The 22,824-nt window shown below is 57.8% G+C and carries 21 protein-coding genes and 1 pseudogene; 10 read left to right on the top strand and 12 right to left on the bottom strand.

Annotated features, from left to right (window positions below; all coding sequences use genetic code 11):
• Positions 1-22 precede the first annotated feature (22 nt).
• A complete protein-coding gene (locus tag A0U92_RS08870; RefSeq protein ID WP_077812909.1) occupies positions 23-1,102 on the bottom strand; it encodes a lysine-2,3-aminomutase-like protein in 1,080 nt (359 codons plus the stop codon).
• Positions 1,103-1,258: 156 nt separating this feature from the next.
• Here A0U92_RS08870 and epmA point away from each other — a divergent pair, with 156 nt between their 5' ends.
• The 3 genes from epmA to A0U92_RS08855 all read left to right on the top strand — a co-directional run bounded on the left by epmA (position 1,259) and on the right by A0U92_RS08855 (position 3,706).
• Positions 1,259-2,263, top strand: a complete 1,005-nt coding sequence (epmA, locus tag A0U92_RS08865) for an EF-P lysine aminoacylase EpmA (protein WP_187668732.1) — start codon at positions 1,259-1,261, stop codon at positions 2,261-2,263.
• Between the two features lie 82 nt (positions 2,264-2,345).
• Entirely contained in the window at positions 2,346-2,789 is a 444-nt protein-coding gene (locus A0U92_RS08860) for a hypothetical protein (RefSeq protein ID WP_187668932.1), read from the top strand.
• A 173-nt stretch (positions 2,790-2,962) separates the two neighbouring features.
• Positions 2,963-3,706: a fasciclin domain-containing protein gene (locus A0U92_RS08855; RefSeq protein ID WP_236748057.1), complete on the top strand. Its 744-nt coding sequence runs from the start codon at positions 2,963-2,965 to the stop codon at positions 3,704-3,706.
• Between the two features lie 467 nt (positions 3,707-4,173).
• Here the strand turns inward: A0U92_RS08855 and alaS are convergent, their stop codons facing one another.
• The 4 genes from alaS to aroB all read right to left on the bottom strand — a co-directional run bounded on the left by alaS (position 4,174) and on the right by aroB (position 10,866).
• On the bottom strand, positions 4,174-6,831 hold the full coding sequence (gene alaS, locus A0U92_RS08850; protein ID WP_077812906.1) for an alanine--tRNA ligase: 2,658 nt from the start codon (positions 6,829-6,831) through the stop codon (positions 4,174-4,176).
• Between the two features lie 243 nt (positions 6,832-7,074).
• Positions 7,075-7,584, bottom strand: coding sequence for a GtrA family protein (locus tag A0U92_RS08845; RefSeq protein WP_077812905.1), 510 nt, complete (start codon positions 7,582-7,584; stop codon positions 7,075-7,077).
• A 102-nt stretch (positions 7,585-7,686) separates the two neighbouring features.
• Positions 7,687-8,814 carry an OmpA family protein gene (locus A0U92_RS08840; protein WP_077812904.1) on the bottom strand — a complete coding sequence of 376 codons (1,128 nt, stop codon included), beginning with the start codon at positions 8,812-8,814 and terminating at the stop codon, positions 7,687-7,689.
• Between the two features lie 285 nt (positions 8,815-9,099).
• The gene (gene aroB / locus A0U92_RS08835; protein ID WP_077812903.1) at positions 9,100-10,866 is read right to left on the bottom strand and encodes a 3-dehydroquinate synthase; all 1,767 of its coding nucleotides are present in this window, start codon (positions 10,864-10,866) and stop codon (positions 9,100-9,102) included.
• 153 nt (positions 10,867-11,019) lie between these two features.
• Between aroB and A0U92_RS08830 the strand changes: the two genes are divergently transcribed.
• The 3 genes from A0U92_RS08830 to A0U92_RS08820 all read left to right on the top strand — a co-directional run bounded on the left by A0U92_RS08830 (position 11,020) and on the right by A0U92_RS08820 (position 13,522).
• Positions 11,020-11,295, top strand: coding sequence for a hypothetical protein (locus tag A0U92_RS08830; RefSeq protein WP_077812902.1), 276 nt, complete (start codon positions 11,020-11,022; stop codon positions 11,293-11,295).
• A 217-nt stretch (positions 11,296-11,512) separates the two neighbouring features.
• On the top strand, positions 11,513-12,457 hold the full coding sequence (locus tag A0U92_RS08825; protein WP_077812901.1) for a tyrosine recombinase: 945 nt from the start codon (positions 11,513-11,515) through the stop codon (positions 12,455-12,457).
• A 93-nt stretch (positions 12,458-12,550) separates the two neighbouring features.
• Positions 12,551-13,522 carry an acetyl-CoA carboxylase carboxyltransferase subunit alpha gene (locus tag A0U92_RS08820; RefSeq protein WP_077812900.1) on the top strand — a complete coding sequence of 324 codons (972 nt, stop codon included), beginning with the start codon at positions 12,551-12,553 and terminating at the stop codon, positions 13,520-13,522.
• Between the two features lie 82 nt (positions 13,523-13,604).
• Here the strand turns inward: A0U92_RS08820 and A0U92_RS08815 are convergent, their stop codons facing one another.
• The 4 genes and pseudogenes from A0U92_RS08815 to A0U92_RS08800 form a co-directional block, all read right to left on the bottom strand.
• Positions 13,605-14,360: a competence/damage-inducible protein A gene (locus A0U92_RS08815; RefSeq protein ID WP_077812899.1), complete on the bottom strand. Its 756-nt coding sequence runs from the start codon at positions 14,358-14,360 to the stop codon at positions 13,605-13,607.
• 52 nt (positions 14,361-14,412) lie between these two features.
• The gene (gene mutT, locus A0U92_RS08810) at positions 14,413-15,396 is read right to left on the bottom strand and encodes an 8-oxo-dGTP diphosphatase MutT (RefSeq protein WP_077814338.1); all 984 of its coding nucleotides are present in this window, start codon (positions 15,394-15,396) and stop codon (positions 14,413-14,415) included.
• A gap of 286 nt (positions 15,397-15,682) precedes the next feature.
• Positions 15,683-16,816, bottom strand: a pseudogene (locus A0U92_RS08805) (Rieske 2Fe-2S domain-containing protein); the annotation flags it as partial.
• 135 nt (positions 16,817-16,951) lie between these two features.
• Positions 16,952-17,812, bottom strand: coding sequence for an ATP-binding protein (locus A0U92_RS08800; protein ID WP_077812897.1), 861 nt, complete (start codon positions 17,810-17,812; stop codon positions 16,952-16,954).
• Between the two features lie 137 nt (positions 17,813-17,949).
• Here A0U92_RS08800 and yajC point away from each other — a divergent pair, with 137 nt between their 5' ends.
• The 4 genes from yajC to A0U92_RS08780 all read left to right on the top strand — a co-directional run bounded on the left by yajC (position 17,950) and on the right by A0U92_RS08780 (position 20,636).
• A complete protein-coding gene (gene yajC / locus A0U92_RS08795) occupies positions 17,950-18,321 on the top strand; it encodes a preprotein translocase subunit YajC (RefSeq protein WP_077812896.1) in 372 nt (123 codons plus the stop codon).
• 226 nt (positions 18,322-18,547) lie between these two features.
• Complete coding sequence (locus A0U92_RS08790) at positions 18,548-19,669, top strand: PAAR domain-containing protein (RefSeq protein ID WP_236748056.1); 1,122 nt, start codon at positions 18,548-18,550, stop codon at positions 19,667-19,669.
• An 89-nt stretch (positions 19,670-19,758) separates the two neighbouring features.
• On the top strand, positions 19,759-20,169 hold the full coding sequence (locus tag A0U92_RS08785) for an ankyrin repeat domain-containing protein (protein ID WP_149026432.1): 411 nt from the start codon (positions 19,759-19,761) through the stop codon (positions 20,167-20,169).
• Positions 20,142-20,636: a DcrB-related protein gene (locus A0U92_RS08780; protein WP_077812894.1), complete on the top strand. Its 495-nt coding sequence runs from the start codon at positions 20,142-20,144 to the stop codon at positions 20,634-20,636. Before A0U92_RS08785 ends, A0U92_RS08780 begins: the two co-directional genes overlap by 28 nt.
• Here A0U92_RS08780 and A0U92_RS08775 read toward each other — a convergent pair.
• The 3 genes from A0U92_RS08775 to A0U92_RS08765 are packed head-to-tail and all read right to left on the bottom strand — an operon-like array spanning position 20,623 to position 22,755.
• Positions 20,623-20,943: a hypothetical protein gene (locus A0U92_RS08775; RefSeq protein ID WP_077812893.1), complete on the bottom strand. Its 321-nt coding sequence runs from the start codon at positions 20,941-20,943 to the stop codon at positions 20,623-20,625. The genes A0U92_RS08780 and A0U92_RS08775 overlap by 14 nt on opposite strands.
• Positions 20,940-22,472 carry a PepSY-associated TM helix domain-containing protein gene (locus tag A0U92_RS08770; protein WP_236748055.1) on the bottom strand — a complete coding sequence of 511 codons (1,533 nt, stop codon included), beginning with the start codon at positions 22,470-22,472 and terminating at the stop codon, positions 20,940-20,942. Before A0U92_RS08770 ends, A0U92_RS08775 begins: the two co-directional genes overlap by 4 nt.
• Before the next feature lie 7 nt (positions 22,473-22,479).
• Positions 22,480-22,755 (bottom strand): hypothetical protein, encoded by a 276-nt coding sequence (locus A0U92_RS08765; RefSeq protein WP_077812892.1) that lies wholly within the window; start codon positions 22,753-22,755, stop codon positions 22,480-22,482.
• Positions 22,756-22,824: the final 69 nt, after the last annotated feature.

Below are 22,824 nucleotides of genomic sequence, written 5' to 3'. Positions count from 1 at the left end.
CGGCTGCCACACAGATCCACTTTTACAGACTGTCCGGCGTGCGAATGGTGTGTTTCTGTCCGTTCGGATCGCTGACCGCGCTCAGGGACGGCTCAAGATAGTCCGGTCCCAGCGGAACCTTCCCATATCCTCCCGGAATATCCAGCACGTAGGTCGGCCAGGCCAGCCCGGTCACACGACCACGCAATCCCGCGAGAAGCTGGCGTCCTTCCGCAATGGGAACATGAAAGCGCGCGGTGCCGGGTGCGGGATCGAGCTGATGCAGATAGTAGGGCTTCATCCTGCTTTCGACCATGGCCCGAAACAGTCCTTCCAGAGCGTCCTCACTGTCGTTGACGCCTCGCAGAAGAACTGATTGCCCCAGAACGGGAATGCCTCTGCGCTGAATTTTTTTCAGGGCTTCACGTCCGGCAGGGCTGAACTCCCGCGCATGATTGGCGTGAACGACCAGCCAGACCGCCTTGTCGGTATCCATGGCGTCCAGAAGCGCGTCCGAAATTTTTTCGGGGGCGGCCAGTGGTACACGGCTGTGAATTCGCAGGGTCGTGACATGGGGGATGGAAGCCAGTTCCCGCATGATATGCTCCAGTCGTCGTGGAGAGAGCATCAGCGGATCGCCACCGGTCAGAATCACTTCACGAATGGCGGTATTTTCCCGCAGCCACCTGAACGCGACGGTCAAGGCTTCTTCGTCGAGGAGGCCGCCGTCGGGGCCGACATGCTCGCGCCGGAAACAGAAACGGCAATAGAGCGGGCAGATCAGAAGCGGTTTGAGCAGGGCGCGGTCGGCGTAGCGATGGACGATGCCGGGGACTGGCGACAGGGCGTCGTCGCCGATCGGATCGGCGAGTTCATGAGGGGCGGTCTGTAGTTCATCGGGTGAGGGTATGACCTGCAGGCCGATCGGGTCGTCGGGCGTTTCGATCAGTTCCATGAAGGCGGAAGGGATCGCTGTGGCGTAACGCTCCGCCACATGGGTGATGGCCGGTAGCTGTTCCCTCTCGACAAGACCGGCCCCGAGCAGCTCTTCCGGTGAGCGGAGCGTGCGGGCTTGGGCGGAATTCGCCCTGATGCCTATAATGGGGGAGCCTGACGGGGACATGGCGCGCTTCTAGGGGTTTGCATGTGTTTGGGCAACGTAGAGCTGTTTGGGCAACGTAGAGCGTGGGGCGTGTCGGTTGCACGCTTGCCTGGTATGGTGGACAGCAGAGTTGCCCGGCGTCACAGAATGCCGGTTGAAAAATATATAAGGACAGCGATGACGACTGAAAGAAGAGGAGGAGATGTCGGGCACATTGCGGAACGTCTGCCTCTGCTGCGTCGTCGAGCCCTGATGATGCAGGGATTACGAGCGTTTTTTGACGGCCGGGACTATCTGGAAGTCGAAACGCCGTATGCGGTCCCGACACCCGGCGAGGAAGTGCATCTGCATGTTTTCGCCACGGAGCGCGAAACTCCGACGGGTGAGCGGGAGCCGCTGTTTCTGCACACAAGTCCCGAATTTGCGATGAAACGCATTGTGGCCGCGACGGGAGAGAAAATCTTCCAGCTCGCGCGCGTCTGGCGCAATGGCGAAGGAAGCGCCCTGCACGCGCCGGAATTCACCATGCTGGAATGGTATCGACCGGGAGCCGGTCTTGATGACCTGATGGACGAGACGGAAGCATTTGTCCGCACGATGCTTCCTCCCAGCATCCGGCGCGATGGATGCGTGATCCCGATTGCGGAACCGTTTGAGAGGCTGACGGTTGCGGAGGCTTTCAGGCGCCATGTCGGGGCGGATGTTCTGGCCACCGCCGATGACGCGCGCGCACTGGCGTCACAGGCTGGTGTCACCCTGAGAGCGGGCGAAGAGTGGGAGGATCTTTTCTTTCGACTGCTTCTCGAGCGGGTGGAACCCGTCATAGGCCGGGACAGGCCGACCTTTCTCACGCATTGGCCTGCCAGTCAGGCCGCTCTGGCGCGTCGTTGTCCGAAAGATCCGCGTGTTGCGCTCCGATTCGAGCTTTATATCGGGGGAGTCGAACTGGCGAATGCTTTCGAGGAGCTGTCTGACTCCGCAGAACAGAAAGAACGGTTCGAGAGTGACAGGCGGAGACGGGCAGAGCTTTATCCAGGGCGTCCGCATTGGAACATGGATGAAAATCTACTGGCGGCTTTGCCTTATCTGCCGCAAACATCAGGTATTGCGCTGGGGTTTGACCGGCTGGTGATGCTGGCGACGGGTGCCCCATGCCTTTCACATATCTTGTGGATGGGATGATTTCGCGCAAGCATCGTATCCCAATCACTGTAGCCACCCTCTCCAGCCTGAGTGTGCGGGAGAAATGATCGGGGAATTTGTTATGGTCATCCGGCGTATTGGATCGTCTCTGGCGCTCGCTTCTCTGATGCTGGTCTCCCTGACAGCATGTTCCGGCCCCACAAAGGAACAGCGTCGCCAGCTTGATGCGCTTGTGGGCAAGACGGAAGTGGATGTCGTCCGCGCCTTTGGTGTGCCGACACGGACGTTTCTGGCCAATAACCACCTGTTCCTCGCCTACATAGACAACGAAACCCAGTACTATCCCGGCAGCATGGGCTGGGGCTGGGGCTGGGGCGGCCCTGGTTGGGGTGGCCCCGGCTGGGGTGGTTGGGGCGGCATGGGCGGTTGGGGCGGCTGGGGTATGGGGGGCTGGGGCATGGGCGGAGGCTTCCCCCCCAGCTATTACAACTCCGTCTGTCAGACCACGTTCGAGCTCTCTGAGGGGCTGGTTCGTGGCTGGACGATGCGTGGAGACGGGTGCTGATTCTCTCCACTTTCCAGAGACTTGAAAAAAGATGTAATCCTCCCCCGTGGTCTGGAGGGGGATTTACAGATACGAAACCCGGACCCCATAGAAGAGTAACAGAATAGCCACCGTCGCGGGCGGGGGGCACAGGCTTTGTAGTTAGGGGTATCGGTATGCGGCCAGAGCGGGCAGTGCAGTGGAGCGCGGCAGGCGCTGCTATGGTGATGGTGCTGTTCGCCGGGGGATGCCAGAGTACGGCACGGCAGGATTCCTACAAGCAGGTGGGTAGCGTCTGTTCGTTCATGGCTCCGACACTGTCTGGCACCAGAAATTACGCTCCTGCCGGAGAGAAAGACGCGCCAGACAGCCGTATTGCCTATGCGGACCCTGAAACGCCGATTTACTGTGACCGCCCGATTTCCGAGGCTGTGTCAGCGGCGATCGAGTTGACGAATTATGCTCAGGCGCTTCACGTTTCGGGTTATTTCGCGGTCCTGCAGGAAAAGGGGCCTTATACGGTCTTTGCCATTCCCAATGAACCATTGGCGCATTACTCGGCCCAGTTCCGGAACGGGTTGCTTGACCCGTCCAACAGTTCGGCTCTGAAGGCGCTGATCTCCTATACCATCGTGAATGGAAAGTGGCCTGTGAAGCGGATAAAGGACGCAGTCACCAAATCGCCCACTCATGCTTTCAGCCTGAATACGCTTGCAGGCATTCCGCTCACCTTCTCGCTGGACCCGGTATCCGGGCAGCCCATGATCAGCAATGTTGCAGGCGCCAGTAATCACCTGTGGGTGACCGGTATTCCTCAGTCGAATGGTGTCCTGTACTTTACACAGTCAACACTGGCGCCTGTTTTTCTTTCCCAGCCTGTTACGAAACCCGCCGCTCCCAAGGGTGTAGTGGCAACTTCGCTACCCGCGACACACTGATTGCAGCCTGCCGGTCCGACATCAGAAAAACATGTCGGACCGGTGGGGACAGTGAAGTCTGACTTCCTATCCTGCCCGGAACAGTCTGTGACGGCGCTTGTAAAAGCTACCCACAGTTTCCCCTGTAGGCCATACGCCCGTGCGATGAGGCTTTATTTTAAAGTCTTATGGAGTTTGGCTTCTCTAAAAAATACCAGAAAATATTTTTATATTTTATTATCAGAGGTTTAAGTTAAAGCCTTCTGTCTGTTTGTAATCAAACCACAATGCGGCTTCAGTGAGCAATTTCAGACAGCGGGCCGAAAGTTTTGCAGGCGAGCCCCGTGGTGATCATTCCCACAGAGGGCCTCTGTCAGATGAAGGCAATTACAGAGCACAAAGCTGCTTCGCCAAATGGCTCAGCGTTCAAACCCGGATAAAGCAATAAGCATCATCCGGGTGTCTCTGACTGTTTTATACCCTGCTGTTCAGGCGTTTACTGCTGCTTCAATGCCTGCGCGAACGGCGTTGAGGGCGGTCTCGGCAGCCTCGACATCCGGGCCGCCGGCCTGTGCCATATCCCGGCGTCCACCACCGCCTTTGCCACCAAGAGCAGCGCTTGCGGCCTTGACGAGTGTTACCGCGTCAAGGCCTTCCGGCAGCGTGGGATTGACGGACACGACAACGCTGGCCTTTCCGTCGGCTGTCGAGACCAGAGCAACGACGCCTTCGCCAATCTGCTTGCCAATTGTGTCGGCCAACCCCTTCAGTTCCTTGGCGGGAGTTTCCCCGACATTGCGACCGGCAAAAGGGATTCCTGCAATGGTCTCAATCTTGGCCGCGTCGTTTCCGCCAGCCGCCAGCTTGCGCTGAAGCTCGGAGATTTTGCGCTCCATGAGCTTGCGTTCATCCAGAAGCGTGGCGAGGCGCTCAGGCGCTTCCGATACTGTCACTTTCAGCATGGCGGCAATCTGGGTAAGGCGTTCTTCATTGGCGACGGAAACGCTCTCTGCGGCGGAACCGGCCAGAGCCTCGATCCGTCGCACGCCAGCCGAGACACCTGTTTCCGAGGAAATGCGGAACAGGCCAATGTCGCCTGTGCGGCTGACATGGGTTCCACCGCACAACTCGACAGACCACGCAGGCTTGCTGCCATCAGCATCCTTGCCGCCCATGGAGACGACACGGACTTCATCGCCGTATTTCTCACCGAACAGAGCCATCGCGCCTTCGCCCGAAGCCTGATCAGGCGTCATGATCCGGGTTGTAACAGCCGTGTTCTCCCGGATACGGGCATTCACTTCAGCCTCGATGTCGTTCAGTTCTTCCCGGGTGATCGGGCGAGGCTGGCTGACATCGAAGCGCAGGCGATCCGGCGTATTGAGGCTGCCTTTCTGCATGACATGGTCGCCCAGACGACGACGCATCGCTTCATGCAGAAGGTGGGTCGCGGAATGGTGCGCACGAGTAGCGGAGCGACGGGCATGGTTCACCTGCGCCGTGACCGCCATTCCCGCTTTCAGGGTGCCTTCCGTCACGGTGCCATAATGCACAAGAAGATCGCCGAGCTTTTTCTGGGTATCCGAAATGGCTACCTTTACGCCCGGTGCGATGATCTCGCCGGTGTCGCCAACCTGTCCACCACTCTCACCGTAGAAAGGCGTCTGGTTGAGCAGGATTGCGACCTCGGCGCCTGGTCCGGCGGTTTCAACACTGACGCCACCCGAGGCGATCAGTTGCACTTCCGCCTGCGCGGTTTCTGCTGTGTAGCCAAGGAATTCCGTCGCACCGAACCTGTCGCGCGCTTCGAACCAGACGGTTTCGACGGCAGTGTCGCCGGAGCCTGACCACGCCGCACGGGCACGGTCCCGCTGCACTTTCATGGCGGCTTCGAAGCCGGGGACATCCACCAGATGACCGCTGGCGCGGAGCGCATCCTGTGTCAGATCAAGCGGGAAGCCGAACGTATCGTAAAGCTTGAAGGCCACATCACCGGGCAATGCACCGCCAGCGGAGAGTTTTTCGGTTTCTTCCGAGAGCAGGGAAAGTCCGCGCCCCAGCATCGCCTTGAACCGCTCTTCCTCGCCACGCATCGTTTCACGGATCAGGGCTTCCGCCTGACCGAGTTCCGGATAGGCCGTGCCCATCTGCTGGATGAGGGCTGGAAGCAGCTTGTGGAAGACCGGTTCGGATGTGCCCATCATGTGCAGATGGCGCATGGCGCGACGCATGATCCGGCGCAGCACGTAGCCACGACCATCTTTGGCGGGGAGGATGCCGTCCGCGATCAGGAACGCGGTGGAGCGCAGATGGTCGGCGATGATACGGTGGCTTGCCTTGAACTGGCCATCGGCATCCTGTGATGTCACATCGGCTGAAGCCAGAATCAAAGAGCGGAATGTATCGGTATCGTAGTTATCGCGCTTTCCCTGCATGATGGCCGCAAAGCGTTCGAGCCCCATGCCCGTATCAATTGAGGGGCTGGGGAGCGGCGTGCGCGTGCCCGGTGGATCCTCGAAGAACTGCATGAACACGAGGTTCCAGATCTCCACGAAGCGATCACCATCCTCGTCAGGAGATCCCGGAGGTCCGCCGAACACATCTGGTCCGTGGTCATAGAAAATTTCCGAGCAGGGACCGCACGGCCCGATGTCGCCCATGCGCCAGAAATTATCGGAGGTTGGGATACGGATGATACGGTCATCAGAAAGACCGGCAATCTTGCGCCAGAGACCTGCAGCTTCCTCGTCTTCCGAATAGACGGTGACGAGGAGTTTCTCTTTGGGGAGACCAAAGTCTTTTGTGATCAGATTCCACGCGAGCTCAATTGCGCGAGGCTTGAAATAATCGCCGAAGGAGAAGTTGCCCATCATCTCGAAGAAGGTGTGATGCCGGGCGGTATAGCCGACATTATCGAGATCGTTATGCTTGCCACCAGCCCGCACGACTTTCTGCGCAGTTGTTGCGCGCGAATAAGGGCGCGTTTCCTGTCCGGTAAAGACGTTCTTGAACTGCACCATTCCGGCATTCGTGAACAGCAGTGTCGGGTCATTGCTGGGAACCAGCGACGACGAGGGGACAATCTGATGTTCGTTGGACGCAAAGTAATTCAGGAAAGCGGAGCGGATTTCATTTGTTGTTGGCATGGTGTGGAAAAGCGTCCTGTGGCGGCTGCCGTCTGTCATGGACAGCCGGTAAGCAAGAGAAATATCTGATGGTGAAACATTAGCGCAGTCGGGGCGGGCAGGGAAAGATGGCTCGTATCCTGCTTCTGCAATTCCTCATGAAATCCCGGACCGGGCAGGCATGGTGAGAAAATTCTCCAGACACTCCTTGCTGCGGTTTCTGACTTCCGGAAGTGGTTTCATGAATTTCAGGATGCCGGGCCATCAGTGATGGTGATTGACCGATGTCGTTTCATCGCTTTCGCGCTGAGGAAGCTCTGCGTCAGTCATGCCGGCGGAAATTTCTGCAAGTTCCATGACGGATTGGGGTGGGCGTTCACGAAAGACAAGTCGTTCGCTCAGCTTGAAGTTGGCGCCCATACCAGCAAACGCGCCTGCGGCGAGCGCTAGCACCGGGTGTCTTGCGCAGAAAGGAGAAAGAAAAAACAATGCGTAAACCGTGCCGCGATTGAACAAAAAACCCAGGCTGTTGGCGGAAAGAAAACGAAGCCATTGCAGCACCGGATGATCGTGACGTCCGATATCACCAAATGTCCAGAAACGATTGATCGCCCAGTTTAGGCTGGCGGCCACGAAGTAGGCGGCAAGAGTGGCGGCGTTCAGTCCAATGATATCGCGCAGGGCATAGACGGTACCGGTATCCCAGAGGAAACCCAGACTGCCGACCACTGCGAATCTGAATAAACGCAGGAATGAAGACTTCTGGTCAGCCACGGTGTTTCCTGAAGCAAGAAGGGATAAGCGGAGAACATAAAAAAAGGGCGCCTCGAAAGGCGCCCTTCTTCGTAGCGTTTCCTGAAAGATCCGGAAAGCGGATCAGTGCAGGATGATTTCCACGCGACGGTTCTGAGGCTCACGAGTATTCGGGCCTGTAGCAACCAGCGGGTGGGCTTCGCCGTAACCATGGATGTCGATGGCGGAAGCCGGGACACCGTCACGGATCAGCTCAGCCTTGACGCCGTTTGCACGACGGAGGGACAGACCCATGTTGTACTTCGCACCGGCAGCGCCACCACGAGCCGACGAGTTGTCGGTGTAGCCGTTGACTTCGATGCGTGTCGTCTGAACGTGCGTGGAAGCCTGAGCTGCCTCTGCAACGATCTGGCGAGCGCGAGCCGTCAGGTTGGACTTATCCCAGTCAAAGAAGACGAGATAGGTGCGAGCAACAGCCGGTGCCGGCGGAGCAACGTAAGGCTGAGCCGGCGGCGGCGGCGGAGCCGTATCGAACGCATAGCGCAGGCCAACGATGAACTGGTGGTTGAAGCGATGATCGAAGCTTGTGTTGCCACTGCCGATCTTCGCGCCGCCAGGAGCATACGCCGTTGTCTTGAAAGCACCGTCAGAGAATGTCTGACCGATCATGCGGTATTCGGTTGTGACCTGCAGACCCGGAACACCCGTGTCGTAAGCCGCACCGACGATACCCTGATACGCGAAGCTGCCGTTCGTGCCGCCCAGACGTGAACGTGAGCCATTGGCAAAATTCGAGTCAGTCGGGTTGTAATGCTGCCACAGGTAACCGGCACCAACACCGACGAACGGTGTGACAGGCGCATCGATACCGAACTGCTTCAGGTCGATGTCATACAGGACGTTGACAAGGCCGCCATAGGACTGGTCGCTGCCACGCGTCTTGTTGTTGGCGACGCCAGCACCGTTGCGGTGGTTGATTTCGGAGTAGTTGTAAACACCCTCGACCTCAACGCGCAGACCGTTGCCGAAGCCCCAGCCGAATGCACCGAAACCGGTGAAGCCGTTCTGGTGACGGTACTTGGAGCTGACCGTGCTCTGCGAACCCGCATCCCATGTGCTGGCATGCTGGGTCTGTGTCAGGTCATAACCACCACCGACGTTGACGTACGGTCCTGTGATCGTTGTTGCGGAAGCAGCAACCGGTGCTGCTGCCATCAATGTTGTTGCGAGTAACGCACTGCGGAGACGCATTTTTTCGTCCTCAATATATCAACTGTTTGGGCTGGATCCGTGAAGTGTGATCCCTTGCCCCTACAGGCTGTCTAAAAGCCCTATAAAACGATGGGTTCCGTGAATGGAACCCATCTGATGAGGCTTTCGCCTATTACACGCCATAGGCGTGATTTATATGCAACAGTTCATGTTGGGGTCATGAACTTTCTGCTGCCGCAAAAGATCTTCCAATGCCCGTTTTCCCCGGCTTTGATGCTGAAACACAGCCGGTTGGCGCGGGTTCTGTCACGATCTATGTGGCTTTTAGATGTCAGTTCCACGGTCAGCGTGTGTCTGCATCGCATCTGCTGCACATCCGTCTTCCACAAGAACGTCATGAACCGCCTGTAACGGGACATCCCGGCAGGTAAATGCCTGGCCGATTCCTCGGACCAGAACAAATTTGAGTCTGCCGTCATGCATCTTCTTGTCCCTCGTCATGTGGTCAAGAAGCGTGCGCGCCTCGAAGGGCCGTTCAAGCTGGGAAATCCGCGCTGGCATGCCGGTTTCATCCAGATGGGCGGTCACTCGATCGAGATCTGCCTGAGGGCAGTAACCCAGTCGCACGGAAAGCATGAAAGCCAGACGGAGGCCGATGGAGACGCCTTCTCCATGCAGAAGGGCGCCGTTGTAACCCATCTCCGCCTCAAGGGCGTGGCCAAAGGTGTGCCCGAGGTTGAGAAGCGCGCGGCCGCCTTCAGGCTTCTCCTCGAACTCGTCGTCGGTCACGATTGCGGCCTTGAAAGCGCAGGCCCGTTCGACAGCTTCAGCCAGCATATCCGGGTCCTGCGAGATGACAGAAGCGCCATGCCGCTCGCACCAGGTGAACAGGTCCGGGTCGCCTATGAGACCGGCCTTCACAATTTCGGCATAACCCGCCCGAATCTCCCGCACAGGCAGTGTCGCGAGGCTGGAAACATCCGCCAGAACCATCGCGGGCTGATGAAATGCGCCCAGAAGATTCTTGCCCCAGGACGTATTGATGCCGGTCTTGCCGCCTACGGAGGAGTCGACCTGTGACAGCAGCGTTGTCGGCATCTGCACGAAGGGCAGGCCGCGGAGTGTGGCTGAAGCGACGAATCCCGCCAGATCGCCGATGACTCCGCCGCCAAGCGCGATGACTGTCGTCCGACGTTCGACTTTCCGTTCCAGAATGGCGTCCGTGACACGCTGGAACTCGCTCAGCGATTTCGACTGCTCGCCGGGCGGCACCACGATGCTCTGAACGGCGAAACCGGAGTCCGCCAGAGACTCCAGCAGGGGATGAAGATAGAGTTCCGCCACCGTCGTGTCGGAGATCACGATGACACGCTTCTGCGGCAGCACTGCCGACAGAAGCGCACCTGCCCGCTCTATCAGGCCAGTGCCGATGATGACTTCGTAAGGGTTGCGTTCAAGCTGCACGGGCAGGCGTCGTGGGCGATGATTGAGAGCCAGCGCCTCGATGACGCGGGTTGTGGCGTTGTCCACGTTGTCTTCTCCACATTGCACGATGATATCGGCTTCAGCGTAAACCGGATGACGGATGAGCATCAGTTGCTCAAGCACGTCACGCGGTTTGGGTCCGTTCAGAAGGGGCCGGTGTGTCCGTCCGCTCACCCGTTTCAGCAGGACATGCAGCGGGCAGCGCAGCCAGACCGAGATGGCGCGTTCGCGAATGAGGGCGCGAGTCTGTTCGTTCATGAAAGCGCCGCCACCCGTCGCGATGACGCGGGAGGGACCGTCGATCAGGCGCTTCAGGACGCGCCGTTCGCCATCTCTGAACGCGTCTTCCCCATAAAGGCGGAAGACATCGTTGATCGAGCAACCCGCGGCGCGCTCAATCTCGGCGTCGGCATCGACAAAACCGAGCCCGAGACGCTGGGCGAGGCGGCGACCTATTGTTGATTTTCCGGCACCCATAAGGCCGATCAGCAGAATGCTTCGACCGCAGAGTGGACCGAAGCCTGTGCTGCTGCGAACCGCGTCCAGATTGAGCGGCAGACAGGGCGCAGACTCCGTGACCATGTCCGGAGGCGGGGAGGGAGGCATGGCAGGCGTCTGCTCTGGCAGGGCTGCATTCCCCCGTTCAGGTAAGAATGGGCGTGACATGGCTGCCATCGTAACATAGAGCGGGCGAACACACGTCATCGTGGGAACGCGGCGGATATTACCGGCTGCGAGACTGAAAGAATCGAGGCTGTAATGCGCCGAATCGTCCTTATCGCAGCCGGTGCCGCTGCTGTCGTCATCTTTGGCGGACTTCTCTCGCTGGGCCTGTCGTCTGGACCGCCCGCAAGCCAGCAGATGGTTCACAAGGAACTCTCTGTCGCCAGTCTGACGGCAGCAACGCAGCCAGCGCCGATTTCCGTTGTTCCGCCTCAGGCTGTGATTCCGACTCCGGGGGCCGCGCCAGCGCCAGTTACGCCGCCCACGACTGTCCCGCTGACGGTCACCCCTGCGCCGGCTCAGGCACACTAGAGCAATTCCACTGAACTCTGGCTCAGTGGAATTGCCCTAATTCATTGTTTATCGAACATATTCACCAGTTCGAATGTGTCCATTCAAACTGGATATGCTCTAGGAGTTTCCAGAGAGCGAATGAACTGCTCTGGAATGAGGCTCTCTGGCAGGAAATGTTCAGCGTCTTTTGCGAGAGTGAGTTCAGGGAACCCACTTCGGCAACAGGGAGGCGGGTGTGACCGAGGACACAGTCGATTCGTTCCTGGAAATGCTGGCGGCTGAGCGGGCAGCGGCTCCGGCGACTCTCGCCGCCTATACAAGAGATCTTGAGCATTGCGGAGCGAGTCTCGCGACTGAAGGGGAAACGCTGGCCACGGCGTCAGTGGAGGCCCTGCGTCGATGGGTCGCGGACATGGCGTCAGACAAACTGGCCCGCCGCACCATCGCACGCCGGATTTCCTGTATCCGTCAGTTCTATCTCTTTCTGCTTCGTGAGGGACGGCGGCGCGACAATCCGGCCAGCCAGCTCGATGCGCCCTCGCCCGGGCAGACACTCCCGAAATTTCTCACGGAAACCGAAGTCTCGACGCTGATCCACGCTTCAGCCTGCGCGCCGGACAACAGTCCCGCACAGCGTCGCCGCCTGTTGCTGGGCCGCGCAGCGCTGGAACTGCTCTACTCCACCGGATTGCGAATCTCGGAACTGCTGGCGTTGAGACGGGACATGTTCCGGGAGGAAGCCCGGATGCTGATGGTTCGCGGCAAGGGTGGCCGGGAGCGCCTTGTGCCTCTGTCGGAGCCTGCGCGTGAAGCTGTCACGGCCCTGCTGCAGGAAGACGGGGCGAAGAAGAGTCTCTGGCTTTTTCCCGGCCGCACGCCTTTACGTCCGATCACGCGGCAGGGATTCGATAAAATTCTCGCAGATATTGGTGCGCGAGCCGGAATCGATCCAGCACGCCTGTCGCCGCATGTGCTGCGTCATTCGTTTGCCACTCACATGCTGGCGCATGGAGCGGATCTCCGCGTGCTTCAGATGTTGCTCGGCCATGCCGATATCACGACCACCCAGATCTATACCCATGTGCAGGCGGACCGTCTTCGGGCAGTTGTCGAATCGCATCATCCGCTGGGGAAACTCCCGGATGGGGATGCGGGTCAGGACAGGCAGGAAGAGCCCTGAAAAAGCGCTCCCGAAGAAAAACGCATCAAGAAATTGCAGAGTGGACGATCAGCACGCTTGGATTTGTCTGTGAGTGTGCTATCGGCGTCGACCATGCGTCAGTTTCTGGATTTCGAAAAGCCGGTCGCCGAACTTGAGACCAAGATCGATGGCCTTCGCAACACGGCCGCAGCAGCAGACGGCGGGAGTGATGGCGTCAGTATTTCTGACGAAATCGGCCGCCTCTCTGAAAAGGTCGAGAAGCAGCTCCGTGGTCTCTATGCCAAACTTACACCTTCGCAGAAGGTGCAGGTCGCACGCCATGCGCAGCGCCCGCATACCCTCGATTACATCAGGGGCCTGATCACCGATTTCACGCCGCTTGCGGGTGATCGGCAGTTTGCGGATGACAAGGCCATCATTGGAGGTCTCGGTCGTTTCAACGGACAGTCCGTGGTGGTGATCGGGACAGAGCGCGGCTCCGATCTCGAAACCCGCCTTCAGCATAACTTTGGCATGGCGCGTCCGGAAGGCTACCGGAAAGCCATCCGTCTGATGGAGATGGCCAGCCGTTTCCGCCTTCCGATTCTCACTTTTGTGGATACGTCCGGCGCCTGGCCCGGCATTGACGCGGAAGCCCGCGGTCAGGCTGAAGCCATTGCCCGGTCGATTGAAACCTGCCTGACAGTGTCTGTGCCGCTGATTGCAACCGTGATCGGCGAGGGCGGGTCGGGTGGCGCTGTCGCTCTGGCGACGGCTGACCGGGTTCTGATGCTGGAGAACGCCATTTATTCGGTGATTTCACCGGAAGCCTGTGCGTCGATTCTCTGGCGTGACCCGAAGCAGGCCGCAACAGCCGCCGAGGCATTGCGTCTGACGGCTCAGGACCTGCGGAAGCTCGGACTGATCGACCGGATCATCGAAGAGCCGGTCGGAGGCGCGCAGCGTGATCCCCAGTCGATGGTCGAGAAACTTGGACAGTCGATTGCTGAGGAGCTGATGCCGCTGCTGAGCGAAGGTGCGGCTGCGCTTGTGGCTCAGAGGCGTGAAAAATTCCTCGCCATGGGACGCAGCGCGCTGACCTGATTTTTCGGGTTGTGACATCACAGGAAGACCCGGAATGTTGTTTCCGGGCCTTCCTGCGTTATGGGCTTTAAGAGAGTGCTGTTCAGGCTTTGGGCTCACCCTCTATTGGCGTTTTTCCGGTCGCAACGATCAGGTCATGGATCGCCTGCGAAGCGGCTTCGAGGTGAGCGGGGTCCGAGCCTTTGGCGACAAGAGCGACACCACCGCGTCCGTCGGGCCGCTTGAACGGGTAGGAGCCGAGATCCAGATCAGGATAACGATTCTGGACGGCTTCCAGAGCTGCGGCGATGACGCTCTCATAGATGCCGAGCGCGTGCCAGGTTTTCGACCGGATCGGCTGACCCTGTTTGAGGGTCGGGCTCACGGCATGAAACATCGCCTGCATGATGGACGGCACACCCGCCATGACATGCACGTTGTCGATTGAAAATCCTGGAGCGATGGAAGCTGTGTTCTTGATAGGGGTTGCGCCTCGCGGCAGCATGGCCATCCGCTGGCGGGCGGACGTGAACTGATCCGTGCCGTAATGCTCCTCCAGCAGGGCAGCGCTCTCCGCATGGAGTTCAAGCGGAACGCCAAAGGCCTCGGCCACGCACGAGGCGGTGATGTCGTCATGGGTCGGCCCGATCCCACCCGTCGTGAAGACCTGATCGTAACGTGCTTTCATCTCGTTGACGGTAGCGATGATCGTCTCCCGTACGTCGGGGATGACCCGAACCTCCCTGAGCGGTGCTCCAATATCGCCGAGCTGTGTCGCCAGAAAGCGGATATTGGCATCCTGAGTGCGACCGGAAAGAATTTCGTTGCCGATAACGATAAGAGCTGAAGAGGGATTCATGACCGGTATCTCGTTTTTTCGTAAACAGTGAAAACAGTAAGGTGTTAAACACTCAAAGAAAATCACGCAAAAAGGGAATGACGGGAATATCGGCGGGCGGCATCGGATACTGATCCAGATCACCAGCCTCGACCCACGCGAGCTTCTGTCCTTCACGGCCTTCCGGATGTCCCTGCCACTGCCGACAGAGGTAGATCGGCATCAGCAGATCGAATGTTTCGTAACTGTGGGACACGAAGGTGAAAGGCGCAAGACAGGCGTGGCTGGCGTCAATCCCAAGTTCTTCCTGTAATTCCCGGACCAGCGAGACTTCAGGCGCTTCGCCTGGTTCCATTTTCCCCCCCGGAAACTCCCACAACCCTGCGAGTGATTTGCCTTCAGGGCGTCGGGCGAGAAGGATGCGGTTGTTGGCGTCAATCAGAATGGCGGCAACAACCAGCACAAGACGGCGGGGCTCTTCACTCTGTTCAGTTAGTGAGGCGGTTTCTGCAGCAGGCTTGTTCTGGTGGGCAGTGTCGAAGCTTTCACGGGACGCGCTGAATAACAGGACATTCACATTGCCGCCTCTGGCGGTGAACACCTGAGTGGTGGCGCCTGTCTGTCTGAAGCCAAGCTTGTTCAGCACGGCAACCGAAGCGACATTGTCCTGCGCAACGGACGCTTCAATCGTGTCAACCGGCAGGTTCGCAAAAGCCCATCTGCACAGACGGTCGGACGCAAGGGTGGCGATGCCCTGCCGCCAGTATTCACGCCCGATCCAGTAACCCAGTGAGCCGCGATACTGACCATCAGTCTGGCTGAGTGTCAGGCCGATGCATCCGATGACCGCACCGGCCTGATTTTCGATCGCAAAGTGATAGGCCGTCCTGCTTTCCGCTTGCTCGACCGTGCTGGTGATCCAGCGTTCAGCCAGATCACGCGGATATGGGAACGGCAGCCGGCTGAGCATCCGGATGACATTCCAGTCGTTGACCTGCGCATGAATGGCCCCCGCGTCGTCAGGCCGGAGGCCACGCAGACAGAATGTTCCAGCCATAAGCCTTGGCGGTTCGACCGGAAAAGTCACTATTGCCTCGATATTCTCAGGAAACGGAAGGAGTTACGGAGTCATCTCTGGGATGTTTTCTGGTCCGATGGCGTTTCCGTTTCGGCGGCGCCACTGGAGAAGGTGTCGTCGTTTGTTCGACAGAGCTGTCTGCTTCCTGACCTGCCGAAGGACTTGCTGCGGCAATGGGAGCGAAAGGAGGGGGCTCGTCAACTGCCACAAGGCGGGTAGCGGCTTCAGAAGGTGGGTTGGCCTTGTTGCAGGACGTGGGAGCGCAGGCGGCTGGCGCATTCACCTTGCCGGCGTCGGCAGGAACGCCACACTCGGCCAGAAGCGCGCGAAGATTGTTGATGACCGGGAAAACCTCAAGGTTGTGGTCTCCTCCCAGTTCGTTCCACGCCTTCTGTTCAAGCTCGACGATTTCACGGTCTTCCGCGAAAATCCGCTCGGTGAACGCGATGAGGAAAGGCCATGCGAGATCAAGCAGGCCCGGAATACCCGGACGTTTCACTGACAGAAGGCCGAATGTGCGGTTCGTCAGCTGGTCCTTGTCCTGCGGTGTGTAGGCAATCCACAGATCCATCACGGGATCTTCGTCGCCTGTCTGGATATGCAGGGTCTGATACGGATAGGTCGTGCGGATCGTCATGACATCACGATCCTGATGCTTGGCTGAAGCATCCCTGCGCTCGCCGAAGATCAGCGCCTCGCCAAGCGGCTGCTTGCCGCCGGTGCGGGCGAAGGAGTAGCGTGCCTCGACAAGACCGGGCTCACGTTTCTGCCCGAGGAACCGGGGACGCATCTGCCCCATCTGCTTCATGTGCATGAACTGATGGTTCATATCCATCAGGTTCTCATGCATGAAGCTGTAGTGGCAACCGACTTCACGACCAAAACGACGGGTCTTGTAGGCAGGGTTATCCACGCGGGCGAGCGTGGCGGGAAGGTGCACCGTCCTGGCTTTTTCCGGATCGCCGGGGAACACGAAGATCAGCCCGTCCTGCTCGATCACCGGGAAGGTGCGCACGCCGTTTGGAAGCTTTCCCTTGCCGAGATAGGGGACGTCGATACAGCGTCCCGACCGGCCATAAGCCCATCCGTGGTAGCAGCACTGAACCGACTGTCCCTGCACACGCCCTTTGCTCAGGGGAACCTGTCTGTGGGCGCACCGGTCTTCGAGAGCAAAGATATTGCCTTCTTCAGGCCGGACCAGCGCGATGGGCTGCCCGGCGTAACGCACGCCGATCGTCTTGCCGCGCTTCAGCTCACGGGACCAGGCGACAGGATACCAGAAATCGGGATCACAATGGATACGACGCAGATCGACCGCCTGGTTACGCTTCGCTTCCGGGGGTGTTTCGCAGGAAGCTTCGAAGTCATCAGGCAGTTCGGTCGTGGTTGGCTGGTCCATCGTATCTCTGCTCACATTTCATAAAGCACAGCATGCACTGCTTTTCGTAACGGTATAAAAAATAAAGTCATTTTCCTATAGCACTTCGGCGCTCCCGGTGAAGTGAGACAGATCAACAGGCAAAAACTTGTAAACTTATTGACTGCCGCTTTTCAGAGACGCTGTCAGGTCATCCATGAACTGGGCGGCGACACGGCCGGAGCGATTGCCTCTTGTGATGGCCCATTCGTTGGCGCGGGCACAAAGATCCTCATCTGAGATCAGAAGGTTACGCTCTTTGGCATAGGCTCTGACCATGTCGAAATAAACATCCTGCGGACAGACATGGAAACCCAGCCAGAGACCGAAACGGTCGGACAGGGAGACTTTTTCTTCTGTCGCTTCCGAGGGATTGATGGCTGTCGCGCGCTCATTTTCGATCATGTCACGCGGCATCAGGTGACGTCGATTGGAGGTGGCATAGAACAGCACATTTTCCGGTCGTCCGGCGATGCCGCCGTCGAGGACCGATTTGAGCGCCTTGTAATCCGCATCTTCACGCTCGAACGACAGATCATCGCAGAACACGATAAAGCGGCGACCGGATGCGCGGAGCAGATCCATCAGATCGGGGAGGGTGCCAAGGTCCTCGCGTTCGATCTCGATCAGGATCAGATGCTGGTTCTCGGGAAGCGTTGCATTGATTTCCGCGTGGCAGGCTTTCACCAGGGAGGACTTCCCTGTGCCGCGTGAGCCCCACAGCATTGCATTGTTGGCGGGAAGTCCCGCTGCAAAATGCGCCGTGTTGTTCAGAAGCAGATGTTTCTGGGAATCGACTCCCTGAAGCAGCTTCAGGGCGACATGCGAGACGGCGCGGACAGGAGAAAGTCTGCCGCGCTGAGGTTGCCAGATGAAGGCTCCAGCAGCGTCCAGGCCGTCCAGCGTGGCCGTAGCCGGTGCAAGACGTTCCAGTGCGGAGGCGATACGTTCCAGAACGGGCATGATATCTGTTGTCATCTTGATTTCCGAAAAACGGTCCTGTTGTGGAAGGCGGTGACATAAAGCATGGTTGACGCACCGCACTCAAAATCTATGGTCCCGGCCTATCAGTCGGCTATGGCTGACCGCAACCCGTCGGACGAAAAGTTACCATAATGAGTGATTTCCTTATTTCTCCTGCTTACGCTCAGGCTGCTGGTGGTGCCGGAGGCGGCCTGAGTGGCATGTATCAGATGCTTCCTTACGTGCTGGTTTTTGTGATTTTCTATTTCATGATGATCCGCCCCCAGCAGCTGAAACAGAAGAAGCTGAAAGAGAGCCTGAAAAATATGCGTCGTGGTGACCGGATCGTCACGTCCGGTGGGATCATCGGGCTCGTGCGCAAGGCATCCCCGGAAATGGATGAAATCGACGTGGAAATAGCTCCGAACGTCACTGTGAAGGTTCTGCGCTCCACAGTCTCAACCGTGCTTTCCAGCGTTGAGAAGCCTGCGAACGATACCGGGGCAAGCGCCAGTAAAGGCTGATTTGGCGACTGTCTTTGTTTCGCGTGTGGTCAGAGGGAAAGTGTCAAGGAGCGTTTCCCGCTCCCGGATATAACGTCTTCTGATCAGGGCGGACATCCTTATTCCGCTTCATCACCCGTCTGAAGAGCAGACGTGGGTTGGATCGGTCTTTCGGAGTGTGAAGTTTTGCAGTGAACCCCGTCTTTCCAAAATTTAGCAAAACCATGAAGCTGTCACACAAAGACGAATGGATGGCCCGAAATATATTGGAGAGAATATGGCTTCAAGTAAGCCCGCCGCCCGAACTACAGATATGCACACCTGTCCAGAAACGGCGTCTCAGGTGCCGCATGTGGGTGGTCCTATTGCATCGGGCTCGCCAAATGTTTTCATCAATGGTCGTTCAGCGGCTCGCGTGGGTGATATCGCAACCTGCAATGGTCCTCTGGACAAGATTAGCGAAGGCTCGGCTTCGGTATTCATCAACGGGAAGCCTGCTGCCCGTATGGGAGATCGTACGGAACACGGTGGTGTTGTCATCATCGGAAGTTCCAATGTTTTTATAGGTGGACCGCGCCAATCCACAATTTGCACTTCCCTTCGCAACGAAGAAGCCACTTTTGCTGGATTTATGACAGATGCGCAGGCGAGTAGCGCGGCATATGATCCTCCTGAAAAACGCCAGCCTCCCGACGGTTATCGCAATGCAACGGAAGATGATCTGCGCAAGCTCCGCCTCAGTCAGGCTATGCTGGAGCATCCGATAGACAGGCGTACAGGCAAATCAACCGAATTTCGCGCTGCTGTATTCATAAATGAGAAAACCGGTGCACCTCTTGTTGCCTATAAAGGAACGTCAGGTAAACAGGACTGGGGAGCCAATCTTAATCAAGGAATTGGTCGGGAAACTTTTTATTACGATCAGGCTCAATTCATAGCACGACGTGTGCAACAATCCCCTGTCGGCACAGGAGCACAACTGACCGGACACTCGCTTGGAGGTGGCATGGCGAGTGCCGCCTCAAGAGCCTCCGGTCTGCCGGCCACGACGATCAATCCGGCCGGTCTGAACGCCCGGACCGTGCCGCATCCCGTTTCCAGCGAAGTGGATATGATTTATGTCCGTGGAGAAGTTCTGCATGCCAGTCAACGAATTCCTGGTATGCCCCACGCTCTTGCGACCAGAACATGGGCGCTTGATCCGGCTGACCACTATACTTTGAAAGACCGGCTTTTGAATGTTTCTTCGCTGGGACTCCATAACGCGGTGCGCAGTGTCAAGCTGCACTTCATGGGATCTGTGATGGATGCACTAAAGCTACGTCAGGCAGCTATTGAAGGTAGTCTTGCTGCCAATGACTGCCCATGAAGCGAAGACGTGCTTTTGTGAGTCTTGTAAGCGCAATATCTCTGGTCGGTTGCTCCAGACTCTCCGGATGTTCAGAAAAGGATCATACAGTGAGTGGCGAAAAAGGACGTTCGGACATACTGCCTATGTACGGGGCCGTCATGGAATCTGATATTGATGCGGTGCGCTTATTAGCTGAAAAACATCAGAATCTAGACGAACGGAATCCAGATGACAATTCGACGCCAATGATTGCTGCCGCTGCAACAGACCAGTGGCCCGTAGTGGAAATCCTGATCGATCACGGTGCAAATATCTGGGCGCATAGTGAATTTGGTGATACTGCTGCTAGTTATATTCTAGATAGCCGTATTCTTAAGGGCTCGAAAGAAGATCAGGCCCGTATGCGTGTAATTGAAAAACTTAAAGCTCAAGGATATCCCTTTCCATCGCCCGATCCAGACGAAATTCTTATTCTTGATAAAGACGGGAAATGGCCACCACCGGGGGCGAAACGCTGATGGTTGGCGTCAGGACATCAATTCAGGAGATGTCGATAGTGTGTCCTCGGGGCTGGCGGGACACCTCGACACTCATTCTCACGGCTGAACGTCCAGGTACCTCCGGGATTACTCCCAATCTGGTTATTACACGGCGGGTTTTGCCTGATGATCTTCCATCAGATCCGGTCTTGCGACTTCAGGAATTCGTCAATCGACAGATTCTTGCGATGCAGATGTCGCTCGATGATTTTGTCGAAATAACCTGCCGTCATCCTGTAAAGGAGCGTCTGACCGCTTCTCTCAGAATTTCCTGCAAAGCTGAGGGAATGCCTGTTATCCAACTGTTCAATTACGCTTACTCGGATCATGCCGCAGTTGTAATATCAGCAGCGACTGTCGGCAAAGATGATTTTCCCGACTTCGAGCAGACCTTTGCGTCCATGCTTCGTAGCGTTCGTTTGGGAGAAAGGGTCAAGTCTTCCTAGAGCCTGATTCCGCTCGAATTTGTCTTGATGTCTGTGCATACCATGCGTCGGCTGAAGCAATCATTACGCCAGAGAGCGAGGCGCACGCCACCCATCCGACGACACCTTCCGCTCCAGCCAGAACAGTCGACAGGACCAGTCCGGCCATCGGTGGAACTGCTCTGCCTGCCTGCATGATCTGCCGGATGGGGCGGGAGGGAGACCACTTCCGGCGTCTCTGCCAGCCGCTCTGCAAGCGGGCATGACAGGCGAGCGAAAGGCTCCACAGGACAAGATTGAACAACAGTGACGCTGTCAGCATGGTCATGACGTGATTTCTTCTGACAAAGACGGTTCAGGCAGATTGTTGATGGTGTTGGTCTTGCGCTTCAGAACGACCGACAGCCGCAGGGCGATGAGACCGAGAACAACGGCAGTCAGATCGACGGCGACATAGACCGTCTGGTCCTGCCCCGCGATCCATTTCCAGCGCGTCGCAAGATCAAGGACGGGAAGCAGGCACAGCAGCAGGGACAACAGGCTGCTCTGCTCGATCCATCCCTTCATCACCTTGCGCCCGAACGCCCGACCAAGCGCATGGATTGTCAGTGCGCCCCACAGGACAAACAGTGTCGATCCTTCAATCGTAACGCGGGTGGGAAGATCAGCCGGAAGCAGCCGGTTCATCCAGAGCACGCCAGCGCAGGCCAGAGGCATGCCCAGCACGGTTCCCAGAGCCAGTCCTTCCGCAACCTCCATCGGTAGGGAGTTCTTTTGTGTAGCTGTGCGGCGGCGTTTGATGAGGAACATCACCAGCCCAGTGGCGAACATCACATAACCGGCGCAGCCTGAAATAAAATAGAGCCAGCGGACGGAAATGGGAGCCCAGCGCGCCATATGCAGCCCACTGAGAAACTGGGAGGTACGGGCGGCCGGGCTGTCTTTACTGACCAGACCGATGCGTTCGCCTGTGATGCGGTCATAATCAATATGATCCCGGCTGATACCGATCCGGGAACTGTCTGCCCGCACGACGGTCACTGTTTTCGGAGAAAACTGGATGAATCCGAGCTTGTCTGCTCCGAAAGTTCCAGCCGCGTCCGTCAGCAGGGGCGCAAGCGACGGCAGGGGGGACAGTTGGCGATGACCATTCCTGTCCGGCTCGTCGCGGTTGGGACGCTCTGTAGCCGTATTGGGGAAGAAGCGATTCGCATGAATGAGAACGCCTGTGTAGGCGATCATGAACATGAAAGGCAGGAACAGCACGGCGGCGATCACATGGGCGTCGATCCATGGACGAGGGCTGCTGGATTGCGGGCGGAAGGCCACCAGGTTGGGGAGCAGGGCTTTCAGGTGGATGATGATTCCTGAGCCGAGCGTGACCAGCATGCCGATGGTGAGCGTCTGAACGAAGATGACACCGAACATGCGGCCCATATAAAGAGTGTAATGAAAGGAGAAGAAAAGCATCCCTCCCACCGTCTCGCGCAGAGGAACAGTCTGTCCGGTCTGGGGATGGAAGGTCTTACTCTTGAAGACGTCATGCTCCATGTAGCTCACATGGAGCAGCGGATCGCGCTCTGAAGGCAGGCTGAGAAAGATGCGGTTCTTCTCCTTGCCTTCCTGGGCGGCAACGACGGCGGCGGCCTGCTCAAGCGCGGCGGCGGAGGGAATCCCGGGCTGTGCGGATGGGGTTTCCGGCTGCATCCACTCAGTGAGTTCCGTATCAAAGATGGCCATGGCTCCGGTCGCGAAAATACACACCAGAATCAGGCCCGCAATAAATCCGACCCATGCGTGAAGCCACCCCATGCGCATACGCAGGGAGGGCACGCTCTGTTTATGTGTGACTGTCATCGCGTCACTAAGGTCCAAAAGCAGCAAGCGGGAGCGCAATGAGCATTGTGGTGGCAATGACCGCGACCGCCGCCAGCAATCCTCCCCAGAGCGAGCGTGTTCCGAAGATGGTCAGAACCGTGGTGGGCACCACGATGACCGCTCCAACCTGAGCCACGAAAAAGGAATCAGGTCGAGGCATGTGGAGCAACTGGGGCAGGAAGGTTGCGACGACCAGCCCCGCCGGGTAGGCCAGAAGGGATGCAATCAGCAGGCGGGGCAGGTAGTAGGATGAGAAAGCCATGGTGGAGCCGGTTTCTGTAAATGATATTTATTCGCAATTGATAGGGGGGTGTCTTCATATCCTGTAAAG

The sequence above is a fragment of the Acetobacter aceti genome, assembly GCF_002005445.1.
GTDB lineage: Bacteria > Pseudomonadota > Alphaproteobacteria > Acetobacterales > Acetobacteraceae > Acetobacter > Acetobacter aceti_B.
This window is presented reverse-complemented; position numbering and strand designations above follow the sequence as displayed.

What these genes read in the sequence shown, in the direction of transcription:
- A0U92_RS08830 (WP_077812902.1), top strand. Translation starts at nt 11,020, where the DNA reads ATGCGCCGAATCGTCCTTATCGCAGCCGGTGCCGCTGCTGTCGTCATC.
- mutT (WP_077814338.1), bottom strand. Translation starts at nt 15,396, where the DNA reads ATGGCTGGAACATTCTGTCTGCGTGGCCTCCGGCCTGACGACGCGGGG.
- A0U92_RS08765 (WP_077812892.1), bottom strand. Translation starts at nt 22,755, where the DNA reads ATGGCTTTCTCATCCTACTACCTGCCCCGCCTGCTGATTGCATCCCTT.
- A0U92_RS08815 (WP_077812899.1), bottom strand. Translation starts at nt 14,360, where the DNA reads ATGAATCCCTCTTCAGCTCTTATCGTTATCGGCAACGAAATTCTTTCC.
- epmA (WP_187668732.1), top strand. Translation starts at nt 1,259, where the DNA reads ATGACGACTGAAAGAAGAGGAGGAGATGTCGGGCACATTGCGGAACGT.
- A0U92_RS08820 (WP_077812900.1), top strand. Translation starts at nt 12,551, where the DNA reads ATGCGTCAGTTTCTGGATTTCGAAAAGCCGGTCGCCGAACTTGAGACC.
- A0U92_RS08770 (WP_236748055.1), bottom strand. Translation starts at nt 22,472, where the DNA reads ATGACAGTCACACATAAACAGAGCGTGCCCTCCCTGCGTATGCGCATG.
- alaS (WP_077812906.1), bottom strand. Translation starts at nt 6,831, where the DNA reads ATGCCAACAACAAATGAAATCCGCTCCGCTTTCCTGAATTACTTTGCG.
- A0U92_RS08860 (WP_187668932.1), top strand. Translation starts at nt 2,346, where the DNA reads ATGGTCATCCGGCGTATTGGATCGTCTCTGGCGCTCGCTTCTCTGATG.
- aroB (WP_077812903.1), bottom strand. Translation starts at nt 10,866, where the DNA reads ATGCCTCCCTCCCCGCCTCCGGACATGGTCACGGAGTCTGCGCCCTGT.
- A0U92_RS08800 (WP_077812897.1), bottom strand. Translation starts at nt 17,812, where the DNA reads ATGACAACAGATATCATGCCCGTTCTGGAACGTATCGCCTCCGCACTG.
- yajC (WP_077812896.1), top strand. Translation starts at nt 17,950, where the DNA reads ATGAGTGATTTCCTTATTTCTCCTGCTTACGCTCAGGCTGCTGGTGGT.
- A0U92_RS08870 (WP_077812909.1), bottom strand. Translation starts at nt 1,102, where the DNA reads ATGTCCCCGTCAGGCTCCCCCATTATAGGCATCAGGGCGAATTCCGCC.
- A0U92_RS08780 (WP_077812894.1), top strand. Translation starts at nt 20,142, where the DNA reads ATGGCCACCACCGGGGGCGAAACGCTGATGGTTGGCGTCAGGACATCA.
- A0U92_RS08775 (WP_077812893.1), bottom strand. Translation starts at nt 20,943, where the DNA reads ATGACCATGCTGACAGCGTCACTGTTGTTCAATCTTGTCCTGTGGAGC.
- A0U92_RS08790 (WP_236748056.1), top strand. Translation starts at nt 18,548, where the DNA reads ATGGATGGCCCGAAATATATTGGAGAGAATATGGCTTCAAGTAAGCCC.
- A0U92_RS08840 (WP_077812904.1), bottom strand. Translation starts at nt 8,814, where the DNA reads ATGCGTCTCCGCAGTGCGTTACTCGCAACAACATTGATGGCAGCAGCA.